Origin of the sequence: Nocardia sp. alder85J, assembly GCF_020176955.2 — a bacterium.
In the GTDB taxonomy this organism is placed as follows: Bacteria; Actinomycetota; Actinomycetes; order Mycobacteriales; family Mycobacteriaceae; genus Nocardia.
In genome coordinates this window covers 1-15,368 of record NZ_JAIUCZ020000010.1, presented here as the reverse complement: position 1 = coordinate 15,368, position 15,368 = coordinate 1, and the positions used below count along the sequence as shown (strand labels likewise).

Genomic DNA, 15,368 nt, shown 5'->3' with positions numbered 1-15,368 from the left:
AATAGACAATCTACGTCGCCGATTCGACGAATCGTTCCGGTCGCGTTTGCGCCTCGGGCGAACGATCTGCACTTTGGCGAATGAAACCCCACGCGCCGAGTACTTCGTGTGACCTTCATCACACTTGGCCCCTGCACTGCGGTTATAGCGTTGTGATCTCACTCGGATCTACTTAGGTAGTGATACGTTTGTTGGCACAAGTGTGAAAATCTATCCTCGCAGGGGGTGGAAAATGCCAGAACACGCCGGCATCTCCATGATTGGGAGCTACCGCCCCGAGAGGGTAGTCACCAACGAGGAAATCGCTCCCGAATTGGGGGTCGACGAAGATTGGATAATTACTCGTACCGGAATCCGAGAACGACGTTTCGCAGGTAAGCACGAAACGGTTCTCTCGATGGCGACGGTTGCCGCGCACGCCGCGCTCAAAGCGGCGGACATGGATGCCCGGGAAATAGATGTCGTGATTCTGGCGACCTCCACCCTTCTTTTCCAGACTCCGTCCGGGGCCGCGATCGTGGCCGCCGAACTGGGCTGTCACCGCCCGGCCGCCTTCGATATCTCGGCCGGTTGCTCCGGATATGCCCACGGCATCGGACAGGCGGCCGCGCTGGTCAATGCCGGCCAGGCCGAGAATGTGCTGGTCATCGGCTCGGAGAAACTCAGCAACAATGTCGAGCCGGGCGATCGCTCGGTATTGCCGATCTTCGGCGACGGTGCCGGCGCGGCGATCGTCACCCGGACCACCGGCGGCCAGATCCACCGCACGGTGTGGGGCAGTGTGGGCGAATATTCCGACATGATCCGGCAGGAACCGTCCTGGGAGCAGTTCCGGGCTGAGCCGGAGGGCCCGGTGCCCTACCTGCGGATGAACGGCACCGAGGTGTTTCGCTGGGCCACCTCCGTGGTCCCGGACATCGTCACCGAGATCGCCGCGGCGGCCGGGGTCGGCCTGGACGAGATCGAGGTGTTCGTGCCGCATCAGGCCAATCTCCGCATCATCGACGCGGTGTCCCGGCGGCTGGGCTGGCACGGTGGCTCGGTCGTGGTCGCCGACGACGTCCGGCGCGCCGGCAACACCTCCGCCGCGGCATTGCCGCTGGCCATCGAGGATCTCGTCGCCTCCGGCCGGGCCACGCCCGGACAGCTGGCACTCCAGGTCTCCTTCGGCGCCGGCCTGTCCTACGCGGGTCAGGTGTTCGAGATGCCGCCGGTCGCCGAAGCCGCATAGCGGTCCGCGCTCATCTCGGAGAATCCAAGAAAGTCGGTGTTTCCGCATGTCCACAACTGCCTTCTCGAGTTACGACGAGCCGCTCGGACCACGCGCGGGCCGCTACTTCGGTGACGGTTACCGCAATGTCGGTCAGCAGCTGACCGGCCTGCGCATCGCCCGGTCCAATCAGCCCGGCGCCGAACACACCGCGACGGCGCGCCTGACCTATCCGGCCGACTGGTCCCGCAAGCGCGACGACGAGCTGGTACCCCATGTGAGCAGCGTCGACACGCTCACCCTGGCCACCGCGCTGTGTGATGCGGTGCTCACCCACACCCGCGATCTCAGTCCGGCGGAGGCCGCGCGCACCTGGGTCCGGCACGCCACCGTGCGGGCCGGCACCGCACCGCACGAGGATCTCGATCACATCCCGGTCGAGGCCCGGATCGCGGACGTGTCCGAGGGGGACGACGCCGCCGAGGGCGACCGAGCCGACCTGGAGACCACCTTCAAGTTCCGGGTTGGACCGCTGACCGGCGCGCTGACCCTGGTGCACGTGCCCGGTTCCGGGACGGTCGAGGTGCCCGGTCAGGACCATCTCGACGACCTCACGCGGATTTTCGGCCCGGAGCCGCATCACTACCTGGACGGCCTGCGGGAACACGTGCTGTCCGCGTCCGATCTGGTCATCGACGAGGGTGTCACCCGGATCACCGGCCGCCAGCGGGTCGCCCTCGCGAGCGACCGGGTCTGGTCGGGCGCGGAGTCGGCCTACCGCAACTCCACCTCGATCATCGATGCGGTGGTCGGCGCGGCCCAGCTGTCCCAGATCCTGCTGTACCACCTGGACGGATTGGACCGCACCAGCAGCAACACGCTGTGGATGCGCAAGCTGGAGGTCAACGTCGCGGGTCCGGACCGCTCGGCCGCCGAGTCGTTCGACGGGACGGCCGAGGTCCGCCGGGTCTCCGTCATCGATCGCACGGGGCATCGGTGGCGCAGCGCCGACATCGCGATCAAGGAGTTCAACGGGGTGACCGGTTCCTGCCTGCTGGCCCACCAGTTACCCGACTGACCGGTCCGGGTCGCGCGCCGGCCGTCCCGGCGCACAATCCGATCACCATGCTCGCCACAGGCTTCGATAAATCGCTCAGAGGATCTCGATGAAGGATTCACCAGTGCTACGGCTCGCCGTAACCGGAGCTTTACCGGCCGACCGGTACGCGGTGACCACCGCGCTTTCGCGGGCCACCGGCATACCTCGTGTCGCGGTATCCGCGGAAAGCCTCGTACCGAATGCCGGCCGACGCCTCGGCGACACGGTGGAGCCCGTTCTCCGGGCATTCGAGTCCCGGCTCGATTCCGAGGCGCGCGCAACCGGTGGATTCATTTCGGACGGATCTATTCTCCAGGAATGGGTGGCGGCCGACATCCGGCGGCGGAACCGGTCCCGCCGGGAGTGGCTGTGGAATCCGGGTGTCATTCCCTTCCGCATTTTCGAGAGCAGTTTCCTCACCGCTCATGCCGGCACGGTGGCCCGCTACGCGAATAATTCCTACGATGCCGTCCTGCATCTGCGCCCGGAACCCGACGACGACGCCGTGCAGGATGATTCGGCGCTGTTGTTCGATCGAATCGTGATCGACACGCTGTATACGCTGCGTATTCCGTACCTGGTCGCCGGTGGCGGCGTCGAGAAAACGCTGACGTATGTGGCCGACATGTTCCGGCTGCCGTTGCAGCGGCCGATCGCCGAGGCGTTGTCGGCCACGGACGAACCCGCGCCGGACGAATTCCCCGCCGAGCAACCGGCGCCGACCACGACGGCCGAGGAATTGGCGAACACATGAGCCGCACTGCGGCATTCGCCTTCACCGATGTCGACCACACCCTGCTGCGGATCAGCACGCTGCATCACTTCGCCGAATTCTTCTTCGAGGCGACCGGCAGGGCCCCGGTGCTGGCCGTCCATCGGAACCGGATGCGGCGGCTGGCCGAGACGGGCGCGCCGCGGGAGGCGCTCAACCGAGAGTACTACCAGCTCTGGGCGGGCATCTCCGTGGCGGAGGTGGAGAGCGCCGCCGGGGGCTGGCACGAACTGATCCGGGCGCATCAGCACTATCGTTCCGCCGTGGTGACCAGGCTGCGAGCGCTGGCCGCCGAGGGTGTCGCCACCGTCCTGCTCTCCGGCTCGTTCACCGCCTGCCTGCGGCCGATCGCCGCCGAGATGGGCGGCGACGGTCCGGCGCCGTTGCTGTGCACCGAATTGGCGGAGCGCGACGGCGCCTATACCGGCGAGGTGCGACGCTCCCTGATCGGCGCCGCCAAACGGGCCGCCGTCGAAGCGTTCGTGGCCGGCTACCCCGGCCACGATCTGGCCGACGACTACGGCTTCGGTGACCATGTCAGCGATGTCGCGATCCTGGAACGGGTCGGACATCCGGCGGTGGTGCCGGTGGATCCCGCGCTGGAACAGGTTGCCCGGCAACGTGGCTGGGAAGTGCTGACGGATCGGATCGGCTGACCGCCACGGCGATCACCGATCCGGTCATCGAAAGGATGGAGACAGACCGTGTACCTCGTCGACGGGCAACGGCGCGACAGCCTCAAACTCGCCATCTCCGGGACCTATTCGACCGGGAAGACGACCACCACCGAAGCGCTGTCGATCGTCACCGGTATCCCGCGCACCCACGCGCTCACCGCACGCCAACTGCTCCTGGACGTGGCGCCGGGCAAGAGTCTGGTGGAACTGAACTCGATCGAACTGCTCCAGCTGGGCATGCGCCGGTTCGAGGAACGGGTGCGCAACGAATCCCAGCTGGACTCGTTCATCTCGGACGGATCGGTCATCCACGAGTGGGTGTACGGGGTGGCGCGGATGCAGCTCGGCATCAATCCGGGTGCGAGCCTGCCGCTGCGGGTGATCAAGAAGATCGCCGGGATCGGCCGCAAGGCGGCCATGCAGGAGTACACCGATCTGTTCGGCGAGGTCTGCAAGGACCGCGCCGCGAAGCTGTACGACGTGTACGTGCACCTGCCGGTCGAATTCCCGCTCCGCGCGGACGGGCATCGACCGGTCTCCGAACCGTTCCGCAAGCTGTCCGACGACACCCTGCTCCAGGTCGTCAAGAGCCTGGGCCTGCCCTACGAGATCGTCGGCGGCACGCTGGAGGAGCGGCTCACCAAGATCGTCGAGCTGTTCGACCTGCCCACCGTGATGCCGGTGGCGGAGGCCGTCGAGACGGCCCGGGCCAAGGTCGGCACCGCCACCGAGGCGATCGAGGACGACGAGCGGGTCAAGGCCGCCCAGCGGCAGAAATCGCTGCGCCGACGGCTGGCCTACACCCTGCGGTACTGACCTCCCCGAAGCCCCGGGGGCCGGAATGAGTCGGGGTCCGGCACCTGGACGACGAGGCCCTGCACGGATTCCGCAGACCCGTGCAGGGCCTCGTACTGTATCCGCCGGCGCGACGGGACTTCGTCACACGGCCGGGCGCAGCACCGGGAGACTGGTCCGGAGCTCCCGCAACCGGGCCACCGGCATGCCGCGCTCCTCGCCCTCGGCGATCCAGCCGTCGAGCATCAGCCTGGTCTGATCGCCCACCTTGGTGAAATGGGCTTCCAGGTACCGGGCCAACGGGAACGGGGGCAACGCGGGCAACACCCGGAACACCAACTTCGCCAACGGTTTCGGAATGCTCTGCCCGCGGCCGCCGGCCTGCGCGGCCACGATCGCCGAGGCCTCGGCGCTGGCCCCCGCCGCCGGGCCGATGTCGGCGCGCAGCGCGGGCAACGACCAGTCGGCCACCTCCAGCGCAGCGATGAACGGCATGGTCAGCGCGGCGACACCCTCACCGGAACCGGTCTTGGTACTGACCGCAGCGCCCAGGCCACCGGCCCGCAGGGCGGTCACCACCGCCTCGGCCCGGGTGCGGTCGCCGAGTACCTCGAGCTTCGAGCCCGGCGGCGCCCAGTACGCGATTCCCGGCGCCGGAACCTCGCCGTCCAGGGGCGCCGAATAGGCGAACAGGGTGGGCACGACCTGCACGATCTGCTCGGCGGGAAAGACCTCCTCCAGCACGCGGCGGTCGTTGATGTCCTGACCGATGCTCACCACGGTCGCGTCGCCGATCGCACTCCGAAGATCGGACACCCACGACTCGCGCAATGCCGTCGAGGAGACGCACAGCCAGACCATGTCCCACACCCGGTCCGGAATCTCGGCGTGCACCCCTTCGGGCCGGAGCTGCTGGACCACCGGTTTCCCGAACTTACGCAATTGATACAACGTGCGACCCGTGTCGGACCACCCGGTACGCCCAGGTTTGACCAGGTAGTTCACGGCTGCGCCGCCCGACCCGAGCCGCATTCCGAAAACCTGACCGAGTGCACCGTCGCCCACTACCAGAGCCTGCATCCCAACTCCATTCAATTGTGTGCAAGGGAAGGGTACCCGCCCCCGGCCGCCATTTCGATTGATACATTCCTGGTCCCGGCAGCGATGAGAAGTCGGGAACGGGGCGCGGCAGAGGGCGATCCGCCCGAGCGGGACCCGGGGGTCGGGATGAAGGGCGGCCCGGCACCTGGATGAAAGGAGGCCCTGCACGACGTGTCGTGCAGGGCCTCGCTCGTATCCGGTACCGGCGCGTCAGTGGGTCAGAGACGCTCGCGTCAGTGCGCGAAGTGCCGGGAACCGGTGAGGTACAACGTCACTCCGGCCTCGCGGCACAGTTCGACGGTGTCCTTGTCGCGGATGGAACCGCCCGGATGCACGATCGCGCGCACCCCGGCCGCGATCAGGATCTGCGGCCCGTCGGAGAACGGGAAGAAGGCATCCGAGGCCGCGACCGCGCCCTTGGCCCGGTCACCGGCGCGCTCCACCGCGAGCCGGCAGGAGTCGACCCGGTTCACCTGGCCCATCCCGACTCCCACCGCGGCCCCGGCATCGGCCAGCAGGATGGCATTCGACTTCACGGCACGGCAAGCGCGCCAAGCGAATTCGAGATCGCGCAGGGTTTCCACGTCGGCCGCCGCACCCGCGGCCAGGGTCCAGTTCACCGGATCGTCGCCGGGGGCCTGCAAGGTGTCGCGGTCCTGCAACAGCGCACCGCCGGAGACCGGGCGCAGTTCCGCGCCCCGCCGCTGCGCCGGCTCGGCGACCAGCACCCGCACGTTCTTCTTGCGCTGCAACACTTCCACCGCGCCGTTGGCATAGCCGGGCGCCACGACGACCTCGGTGAAGATCTCGGCCACCTGCTCGGCCATCTCCACGGACACTTCGCGATTGGCCGCGATGACCCCGCCGTACGCCGACACCGGATCGGTGGCGTGCGCCTTGCGGTGCGCCTCCGCGATGTCCGCGCCCACCGCGATACCGCACGGGTTGGCGTGCTTGACGACCGCCACCGCGGGCTCGGCGAAATCGTAGGCGGCCCGCCAGGCGGCATCGGCGTCGGTGTAGTTGTTGTACGACATCTCCTTGCCGTGCAACTGTTTCGCCTGCGCCAGCCCCGCCGGGCCGCCCTCACCGAGGTACAGCGCGGCGGCCTGATGCGGGTTCTCGCCGTAGCGCAGCACGTCGGCGCGCTTCCAGGTGGCGCCGATCCAGTCCGGGAACTGTTGCGCCGCTTCGGTGTCGGTAGCCGCGGCCGGTGCCGCGACATCGGTCATCCAGCTCGCCACGGCCACGTCGTAACTCGCGGTGTGCTGGAAGGCCTTGGCGGCCAAAGCCGTCCGCTCGGCAAGCGTGAAACCGCCCTGCTGCACGGCCTCGAGCACCCGGTCGTAGTCGCCGCTGGAGACCACCACCGCCACCGACGGGTGGTTCTTGGCGGCCGCACGCACCATCGACGGGCCACCGATGTCGATCTGCTCCACGCACTCGTCGATGCTCGCGCCGCTGGCGACGGTCGCGGTGAACGGGTAGAGGTTCACCACCACCAGTTCGAACGGCCGCACACCGAGTTCGGTCAACTGGTCGGCGTGTTCCGGCTTGCGCAGGTCGGCGAGGATGCCGGCGTGCACGCGCGGGTGCAGGGTCTTCACCCGGCCGTCCAGGGTCTCCGGGAAACCGGTCAGCTCCTCGACCTTCGTCACCGGGATGCCGGCCTCGGCGATGCGGGCGGCCGTCGACCCGGTCGAGACCAGTTCCACGCCGGCGGCGTGCAATCCGGTGGCCAATTCCACCAGACCGGTCTTGTCGTAGACGCTCACCAGCGCCCGGGTGATGGGTGTCCGTTCGCCGCGCTCACTCACCGCAGAACTCGCTCATCTGGGATAACTGCCTTTCGTCCGTCGGAGACAATGCCTCGGGTGGCGACGGCGGCGACCACCTCGGCCAGCAGCCGCCGCTCCACCACCTTGATCCGCTCGTGCAGGGCCGCCTCGTCGTCGGCGGCCAGCACCGGCACCGCCTCCTGCGCGAGGATCGGCCCGGTGTCGACGCCGGCGTCGACCAGCATCACGGTGGTCCCGGTGACCCGCACCCCGTAGGCGAGGGCGTCCCGCACCCCGTGCGCGCCCGGGAAGGACGGCAGCAGCGCGGGATGGGTGTTGATGATGCGGCCGCCGAACCGGGCCAGGAATTCGGGACCGAGCAGCTTCATGAAACCGGCCAGCACCACCAGGTCCGGCCGGTACCCGGCGACCGCCGCGGTCAGCGCGACATCCCAGGCGGCCCGATCGGGATGGGCGCCGAGGGCGACCTCGAAATGCGGCACACCGGCCGCGTCGGCGTGTCCGGTGGCGGCGCACGGCCGGTCGACGCCGACCGCGGCGACCCGGGCCGGATAGTCCGGTGCGGCGGTGGCATCGAGCAGAGCACGCAGCAGCGAACCGGTGCCCGAGGCCAGGACCACGACGGTCGCGGGTGCCATCGGTGGCACCGAGTGGGCGGGCGAGGTCGTCAGCGCTCTACTCCCTGTGTTTTCGGCTGCGGGATCGCGGCGACTGTGCTATCGCCGCCGCAAGCCTATCGGCCGCCCCGACCGCCACCGTCGGGCAGGTCCGTCTCCACCACTTCGGCATCCAGAATCTCGTCCGGATCGCCGGGCCGCACGGGGTGGACCGCGGCGGCCGGCCGGTCCGCGACCGGGTCGTCCTCGTCCTCGAATTCGGCCTCGTCGTAGGCGGTTTCGTAGTCGGCGTCCTCGTAGTCCACCGTTTCCCGTTCCGCCGCTTCGTCCTCGGCGTCGTACTCGCCCTCGTCGGACTCGCCGTCGGCGAAATCACCTTCGACGTAGTCGTCTTCGGCGTACTCCTCGTCGGCGTACTCCTCGTCGCCGTAGCCGTCGTCGGCGTACCCGGCCCGCGCCGCGGCGCCGCTACCGATCGCGAGCCGGTCCTCCAGCAGTTCGGCGTCGATCTCGACCTCCAGGTCGGGACCCTCGTGCAGCCGGTAGCCGTCGCCCTCGTAGCTGTGCTCGAAGTGACCGAAGTCGTCGGTCGCGGCCGGCGCCAGCCCGAACCGGCGCGCCCCCAGCATGCCCGCGTACCCGGCCACCGCGAACCAGGCGAAGCCCAGCCCCATCGACAGTGGGGTACCCGCCCCGATGGCGCCGAAGGTGCCCGCCACTCCACCCGCCAGCGCCGCGAGCACCGCCAGCAGCAGCGCCGCGACCCCGGCGGCCGTGAGCGTGGCCCAGGGGGCCGCGGCCCGGTCGAAGCCGAGCTGGTATCGGCCGGTGTCCCACACCACTCGCGCGCAGTCCACGCCTGCCAGCACGCCGACCCCGATCGGAATCAGCAGCAGCACCGGCCACCAGCCGGCCGCCGGCCCGGAGGGCACCGCCGCCAGCACCGGCAGCGCCGGCATGGGTCCCCCGGTGATCCCGAACAGATCCAGGGATCCGACGCCGACGCGCACATTCGCCCCCAGCAGCACGCAGGCGGCGTCGATCACGATGTTCGGGAAGTAGGCCAGGGACAACGCGGTCAGTCCCAGGGCGCCCGCGGTGTTGCCCGCGACGTGATAGGTGTCGCCGACGCGCGACCAGTTGCACAGGAAGGCGACGACGGTGACCACGGCGCTCGCCGTCAGCAGCCGTCGCACCGACCGGAGGCCGACGCGCGCGCCCGGCAGCGCCCAGCCCGGCAGGGCCGCCGCCAGCTCGCGGCGCGGCCGCGGGAAGGTGAACCACCGGCCCGCGATACCGGTGGCCGCGGCCAGCAGGTGCAGGCCACCCACCCAGCCGAAGGCGGTGAGCGTGTGCGGTGGCTGCAAGGCCACCGCGGCCGTGGCGTCCTCGGCCACCGCCAGGCAGACCGCGGTGATCAGCAGCGGCCCGGCCAGCGCGGCCGCCACCACCCAGCCCAGATCCGCACGGGTGCAATCGGGTTCGACCGCGCGAGCGCAGTCGCGCATGGTCAGCCACAGCACCAGCGCGGTGGGCAGCAGCGGCAGTACCCCGAGCTCGGTCCGGCCGACCACCAGCGGAACCTGGTGCACCTCCAGCCAGCCCGCGGCGATCGCACCGGAGAGCCCGGTCAGGCCGCTACCGGCGCCCAGCAGCGTGCCGATCACCACCGCCACGACGGCCACCATGGTGAAACTGGACGACCGCGCCGCGACCACCAGCAGCACCCGGGCGCGCTGCGGGCTCAACGATCCGAACACCGGATCCTCGGCCGCCGCCCGCCGCTCCGGATCCCGCTTCGCGGCCCCGGAACGGTTCTGCCGCAAACTGTTCCACCGAGTAGGAGAAGATCTCATGACGTCCCCACGCAGAATCTCACCACGACGCTCCAGCGTGACAGCTTCCCCCGCACCACCGGGTCAGGCGCGCCGACCGTCCGCCCGGCCCCGCCGGACGACGGCAGCCGTCGTGTCGTCCGCACCGACCCGGCAGGCCGTCCGAACCGTGTCATTCGGCCCACGACTGTGCTCACCCGACAAACCGTAGCGGCATCGGACCGACACCCTGCTCCCGCCGACCGACAGCCGACCGGGTCCACCCGCGCCGCATGACGGCGGGTGCGGCGATACCGGCCGGGTCGGGTGCGGCTGCCTACTTGTCGTCTTCCGGGCGGAAGGCGCGGGTGGCGTCGGCGGCCGGGTCCGCGTTCTGCTCGGCGCCGAACGGCTTGGCCTGGGCGCCCTGACCGGTCTGACCGGCCGACGACGCCTGGCCGAAGCCCGCGCCGCTGTACGGCGAGGCGGACGGGATGGAGCCGAAGTGCTGGGTCGCGGCCTCCTCGGGTGCGGCGGGCTGCTGCCGCGACTGCGGCGCGGTGCCGTACCCGGCGCCCGGCTGCTGCTGGCCGTAGCCCTGCTGGCCGTAGCCGGCGGGCTGACCGTAACCCTGCTGGCCCGGCTGGCCGTACTGCGGCTGCTGACCGTAGGAGGGGTACTGCTGCTGACCGCCGCCGTACTGGGCGGGCTGGGCCGCGTACTGCTGCTGCCCGTACTGGCCGTAGGGCGAGGGCTGCTGGCCGGGCTGGGCCTGGCCGTACTGCGGCGCGGCGCCGTACGACGGCGGCTGCTGCGGGTACCCGCCGCCGGGAGCGCCGTAGCCGCCCTGGGGGGCCGCCGGTTTCGGCGCCGGGGCCGACAGCAGGCCGGACTCGAACAGCAGCGCCACGACGGCCGTGGCGGCCTGTACGAAGGCCAGCACGATCAGTGCCCAGGCGGCGCCGGACAGGGTGAACGCGGGCTCCAGATCCAGCGCCTGGAACAGCACCGCCAGGAAGCCCGCCACCGACGCGGCCGCCACCACGGCCCGGTTGCCGTTCTGCTTGGGCAGCAACGAGATACCGGCCACCAGGCCCGCGACCAGCAGCACCACCAGGGCGGCGAAACCACCCTGCTGGAACAGATCCAGATCCTTGTCGCTGATGTCGGTGGGCCGGTAGCTCAGGTCGTACGACTGGAACTTCAGGAAGCCCAGCAGGAAGTTGACGATGCCCAGCGCGGTGACGCCGATGGTGAGGTAGAACGGCAGGCCCTTGGCGCCGTCCGGTGCGGAGGCACTCGTGTTGATCGGTGCGGCACCGGCCGGCTGCTGGCCGTAGCCGGGCGCGGACGAGGGCCCCGGCGTCGGCGCCGGTCCGCTGTACCCAGATCCCCCGGTCGGGTATGACATGTCGTCGTCTCCTTGTCGAGTCCATCGTGGTCTCACGCGCTGCACGCGCTCTCGACGCTACTGCACGGAGACCGCCCGGTCACGGCCACCGAACCGGCGTGATCGGCCCGGAATGTCATACTCGCCCTGCTGACCTGCCGATTCGCGATGCCCGGGACCCGATGCGGAGATCCGGGCAAGGTGTGCGAAAAGCGGCAGGGTGTGCGGAAATGGGAAGGCCGCCCCCGGCATTCGGAAGGCGGCCCTCGGGTGTGTGGCGGGGGATCAGGCGCTGACGGCGGCCTTCTCCAGGATCTCGCGGGCCAGGGCGGCGGTCTCGGACGGCGTCTTACCGACCTTCACGCCCGCGGCCTCCAGGGCCTCCTTCTTGCCCTGCGCGGTACCGGCGCCGCTGGAGACGATGGCGCCGGCGTGGCCCATGGTCTTGCCCTCGGGCGCGGTGAAACCGGCGACGTAGCCGACGACCGGCTTGGTCACGTTGGCCTGGATGTACGCCGCGGCCCGCTCCTCGGCGTCGCCACCGATCTCGCCGATCATGACGATGATCTTGGTCTCCGGGTCCTTCTCGAACGCCTCGATGGCGTCGATATGGGTGGTGCCGATGACCGGGTCGCCGCCGATGCCGATGGCGGTGGAGAAACCGAAGTCCCGCAGCTCGTACATCATCTGGTAGGTCAACGTGCCCGACTTCGACACCAGGCCGACCGGGCCCTTGCCGGTGATGTTGTTCGGGGTGATGCCGACCAGCGACTCGCCCGGGGTGATGATGCCGGGGCAGTTCGGGCCGATGATCCGGGTCTTCTGGCCCTTCTCGACGTTGTAGGCCCACGCGTACGCGGAGTCCTGCACCGGGATGCCCTCGGTGATGACCACCAGCAGCGGGATCTCCGCGTCGATGGCCTCGATGATGGCGTCCTTGGAGAACGCCGGCGGCACGAACGCGATCGAGGTGTCGGCGCCGGTCTTCTCGATGGCCTCGGCCACGGATGCGAACACGGGCAGCTCGACGGCGTTGCCGTCCTTGCCCACATGCGACACGGTGGTGCCGGCCTTGCGGGCGTTGACACCACCGACGACGTTGGTGCCGGCCTTCAGCATCAGCGCGGTGTGCTTGGTGCCCTCGCCACCGGTGATGCCCTGGACGATGACCTTGTTGTCCTTGTTGAGGAAGATGGACATGTTCTTCGCGTTCCTTACTTGGCCGCAGCCAGTTCGGCGGCCTTGTCGGCGCCTTCGTCCATGGTCTGCGCGATGGTCACCAGCGGGTGGTTGGCATCGGCGAGAATCTTGCGGCCGAGCTCGACGTTGTTGCCGTCGAGACGCACCACCAGCGGCTTGGTCGCGCTGTCGCCCAGGATCTCCAGGGCCTTCACGATGCCGTTCGCGACGGCGTCACAGGAGGTGATACCACCGAAAACGTTCACGAACACGCTCTTGACCTGGGAGTCGCCCAGGATGACGTCGAGGCCGTTGGCCATCACGGTGGCCGAGGCGCCACCACCGATGTCGAGGAAGTTGGCGGGCTTCACGCCGCCGTGGTTCTCGCCCGCGTAGGCGACGACGTCCAGCGTGGACATGACCAGACCGGCGCCGTTACCGATGATGCCGACCTCGCCGTCGAGCTTGACGTAGTTGAGGTCGTGCTCCTTGGCCTTGAGCTCCAGCGGGTCGGTCGCGTCGATGTCGGCGAACTCGAGGTGCTGCGGGTGGCGGAACTCGGCGTTCGCGTCCAGGGTCACCTTGCCGTCGAGGGCGAGGATCTCGTTGTCGGGGGTGCGCACCAGCGGGTTGACCTCGACGAGGGTGGCGTCCTCACCGACGAAGGTCTCCCACAGCTTCTGGATGGTGACCGCGGCGGTGTCGAGGATGTCGGCCGGGAGGTGGCCCTGCTCGGCGATGGAACGCGCGAACGTCAGGTCCACACCCTTCACCGCGTCGACCGGGATCTTGGCGAGCATCTCGGGCTTCTGGACCGCGACCTCTTCGATCTCCATGCCGCCCTCGACCGAGCACATGGCCATGTAGGTCCGGTTGGAGCGGTCGAGCAGGAACGAGATGTAGTACTCGGCAGCGATGTCCTTGGCCTCGGCGACCAGGACCTTCTTGGTGATGTGACCCTTGATGTCCAGGCCCAGGATGTTCTTCGCGTGCTCGTAGGCGTCGTCCGGGGTGGCGGCGTACTTCACGCCACCGGCCTTACCACGCCCACCGACCTTGACCTGCGACTTGATCATCACGGGCTTGCCGATTTCGGTCGCGATCGCACGGGCTTCCTCGGCCGAGTCCGTGACCCGGCCTTCCGACGAAGGCACTCCGTGCTTCACGAAGAGCTCCTTCGCCTGATATTCGAAGAGATCCATGTACTCACCGTCTCGTCTGCGTTGTTGTGACAACGACTTTGTTGGCGGCCCGTCGTCGGAGAGCGGGTCGGATCGGACTTTAATCAGCGACATGGATGGGAAATCAGCCACATACATGCTAAGTGGCGCAGGTCACGGGCCCATCGCCGGGAGGGAGTTTCCGCTGGCCATCACTACCGGCGAGTAGTTCCGCCGGGCAGTGGCAGGTAGATGGCGGGAACCAGGTTCCGGCCGTCTCCTACTACATTTGGTAGTGGACAGACCCGGAACCCCTGCCCGCCGTACGGCGCAGTATTCCGGCTTGTTAGCGTGATCAATCTCACATGCTTGGATGGATGGGTCGTAGCGCTTGCCGCCCTGCAATCGTTTCGTTACCGTCGAAGCGATTGATGTCACAACGCGGTCACGACAAGGGTGTCGTACCGGGCTCGGGCCGCACCGCCGCGGCATCACAACGGGCCTGCTACGCGCCATATTTCGGACACGAGAGGACGGCAGTTGACGCAGCACCGCGCTCCACAGGTAGCGAGCCGCTCCGCGGGCGACCCGTCCCCCTCGTACCACCCACGATTCACAGGACTGCGCCGATGAGCCCTCGCCCGCTACAGCCCGTCCATCGAGCACAGTCCGCACGGCGTTACCGCGGTGACGGTGAATCCTTCGACAGCCACCCGTATTTCGGCGGCGCGGAGTCCTTCGGCGGCGCGGCGGCGGGTGCCACCGCGACCGGCACGGCCGACTGGAACGCCTGGGGCCCGGAGCAAGCGGCCGCCGGACCCGACAGCGGCAGCTGGAACGCCTGGGACACCTACGATCCCGCGGAGACCGGCCACGAGGACTACGAATACGCGGCCGCCGACGAGCCGTTCGGCAGCGGCCGCCTCGATCCCGACCATCGGCCCGGTGACGGCCTCGGTGGCGGCCGCGCGAGCCGTCGCTCCGGGGCCCATCGCACCCCCGCCCCGCCCACCTCGCTCAAGGGCCGGGCCGCCGTGGTCGCGGTCGCCGCGGGCGCGGTCGTCGCGGCCGGGCAGGCCGAGATGGCGAACGCGGGCCAGCACCACCCCGCCGCCGCGGATTACGAGGCCGGCGGCCAGCATCACGAGATCGCCGCCCAGGCGGTCAGCATCACCGACACCGGCGCCGCCGACGCGCAGTCCCCCCAGGTGCTCAATGCCGGCCCCGCGGCCGATGTCAGCCAGTTCCAGGACATCCTGCAGCACGGCCAGAAGTTCGCCGCCGATCTGGCGGCCATCGAAGATGCCAAGCTGCGGCCGCTGTATGCCAGGTTCGCCAGCGGCACCTTCACCTCCGGCTTCGGAACCCGTTGGGGCGCAGAGCATCTCGGCGTCGACGTGGCCGCGCCGATCGGCACCCCGATCTACGCCGTCGAGGACGGCACCGTGATCGACGCCGGGCCCGCTTCGGGTTTCGGCATGTGGGTCCGGCTCAAGCACGACGACGGCACCATCACCGTCTACGGGCACGTCGACACCGCGGTCGTCTCGGTCGGTCAGCGGGTCATGGCCGGCGATCAGATCGCCACCGTCGGCAACCGCGGCTTCTCCACCGGTCCGCATTGCCATTTCGAGGTCTGGCTCAACGGGAACGACAAGGTCGACCCGCTGCCCTGGCTCGCCTCGCGCGGCATCTCGCTGGGCCCCGAACGCGACTGACACCGCGGCCGCCGCGTGTCCGGGCGGCCGTACCACC

General features: G+C 69.2%; 13 protein-coding genes. 6 read left to right on the top strand and 7 right to left on the bottom strand.

What is annotated here, in order from left to right; all coding sequences use genetic code 11:
- Positions 1 to 232 precede the first annotated feature (232 nt).
- The 5 genes from LBW94_RS32420 to LBW94_RS32400 all read left to right on the top strand — a co-directional run bounded on the left by LBW94_RS32420 (position 233) and on the right by LBW94_RS32400 (position 4,574).
- Positions 233 to 1,231: a beta-ketoacyl-ACP synthase 3 gene (locus tag LBW94_RS32420; RefSeq protein WP_255634492.1), complete on the top strand. Its 999-nt coding sequence runs from the start codon at positions 233 to 235 to the stop codon at positions 1,229 to 1,231.
- Positions 1,232 to 1,277: 46 nt separating this feature from the next.
- A complete protein-coding gene (locus tag LBW94_RS32415; protein WP_225058809.1) occupies positions 1,278 to 2,288 on the top strand; it encodes an AvrD family protein in 1,011 nt (336 codons plus the stop codon).
- A 343-nt stretch (positions 2,289 to 2,631) separates the two neighbouring features.
- Positions 2,632 to 3,063, top strand: coding sequence for a hypothetical protein (locus LBW94_RS32410; RefSeq protein WP_225058810.1), 432 nt, complete (start codon positions 2,632 to 2,634; stop codon positions 3,061 to 3,063).
- Positions 3,060 to 3,737 (top strand): HAD family hydrolase, encoded by a 678-nt coding sequence (locus tag LBW94_RS32405; protein ID WP_225058811.1) that lies wholly within the window; start codon positions 3,060 to 3,062, stop codon positions 3,735 to 3,737. The genes LBW94_RS32410 and LBW94_RS32405 overlap by 4 nt, the downstream gene beginning before the upstream one ends.
- A gap of 48 nt (positions 3,738 to 3,785) precedes the next feature.
- Positions 3,786 to 4,574: an AAA family ATPase gene (locus LBW94_RS32400; RefSeq protein ID WP_225058812.1), complete on the top strand. Its 789-nt coding sequence runs from the start codon at positions 3,786 to 3,788 to the stop codon at positions 4,572 to 4,574.
- Between the two features lie 123 nt (positions 4,575 to 4,697).
- Here LBW94_RS32400 and LBW94_RS32395 read toward each other — a convergent pair whose 3' ends face one another.
- The 7 genes from LBW94_RS32395 to sucC all read right to left on the bottom strand — a co-directional run bounded on the left by LBW94_RS32395 (position 4,698) and on the right by sucC (position 13,655).
- Positions 4,698 to 5,633, bottom strand: a complete 936-nt coding sequence (locus LBW94_RS32395; RefSeq protein WP_225058813.1) for a ketopantoate reductase family protein — start codon at positions 5,631 to 5,633, stop codon at positions 4,698 to 4,700.
- 254 nt (positions 5,634 to 5,887) lie between these two features.
- Positions 5,888 to 7,471, bottom strand: coding sequence for a bifunctional phosphoribosylaminoimidazolecarboxamide formyltransferase/IMP cyclohydrolase (gene purH, locus LBW94_RS32390; RefSeq protein ID WP_225058814.1), 1,584 nt, complete (start codon positions 7,469 to 7,471; stop codon positions 5,888 to 5,890).
- Positions 7,468 to 8,091 carry a phosphoribosylglycinamide formyltransferase gene (gene purN, locus LBW94_RS32385; protein WP_225058815.1) on the bottom strand — a complete coding sequence of 208 codons (624 nt, stop codon included), beginning with the start codon at positions 8,089 to 8,091 and terminating at the stop codon, positions 7,468 to 7,470. The genes purH and purN overlap by 4 nt, the downstream gene beginning before the upstream one ends.
- 95 nt (positions 8,092 to 8,186) lie before the next feature.
- Positions 8,187 to 9,896 (bottom strand): DUF6350 family protein, encoded by a 1,710-nt coding sequence (locus tag LBW94_RS32380; RefSeq protein WP_225058816.1) that lies wholly within the window; start codon positions 9,894 to 9,896, stop codon positions 8,187 to 8,189.
- A gap of 325 nt (positions 9,897 to 10,221) precedes the next feature.
- Positions 10,222 to 11,295 (bottom strand): DUF5336 domain-containing protein, encoded by a 1,074-nt coding sequence (locus LBW94_RS32375; protein WP_225058817.1) that lies wholly within the window; start codon positions 11,293 to 11,295, stop codon positions 10,222 to 10,224.
- A gap of 264 nt (positions 11,296 to 11,559) precedes the next feature.
- Positions 11,560 to 12,474: a succinate--CoA ligase subunit alpha gene (gene sucD / locus LBW94_RS32370; RefSeq protein ID WP_225058818.1), complete on the bottom strand. Its 915-nt coding sequence runs from the start codon at positions 12,472 to 12,474 to the stop codon at positions 11,560 to 11,562.
- A gap of 14 nt (positions 12,475 to 12,488) precedes the next feature.
- Positions 12,489 to 13,655, bottom strand: coding sequence for an ADP-forming succinate--CoA ligase subunit beta (gene sucC, locus LBW94_RS32365; protein ID WP_225058819.1), 1,167 nt, complete (start codon positions 13,653 to 13,655; stop codon positions 12,489 to 12,491).
- A gap of 587 nt (positions 13,656 to 14,242) precedes the next feature.
- On the opposite strand from sucC, the gene LBW94_RS32360 reads away from it, so the two are divergent.
- Positions 14,243 to 15,331: a M23 family metallopeptidase gene (locus tag LBW94_RS32360; protein WP_225058820.1), complete on the top strand. Its 1,089-nt coding sequence runs from the start codon at positions 14,243 to 14,245 to the stop codon at positions 15,329 to 15,331.
- Positions 15,332 to 15,368: the final 37 nt, after the last annotated feature.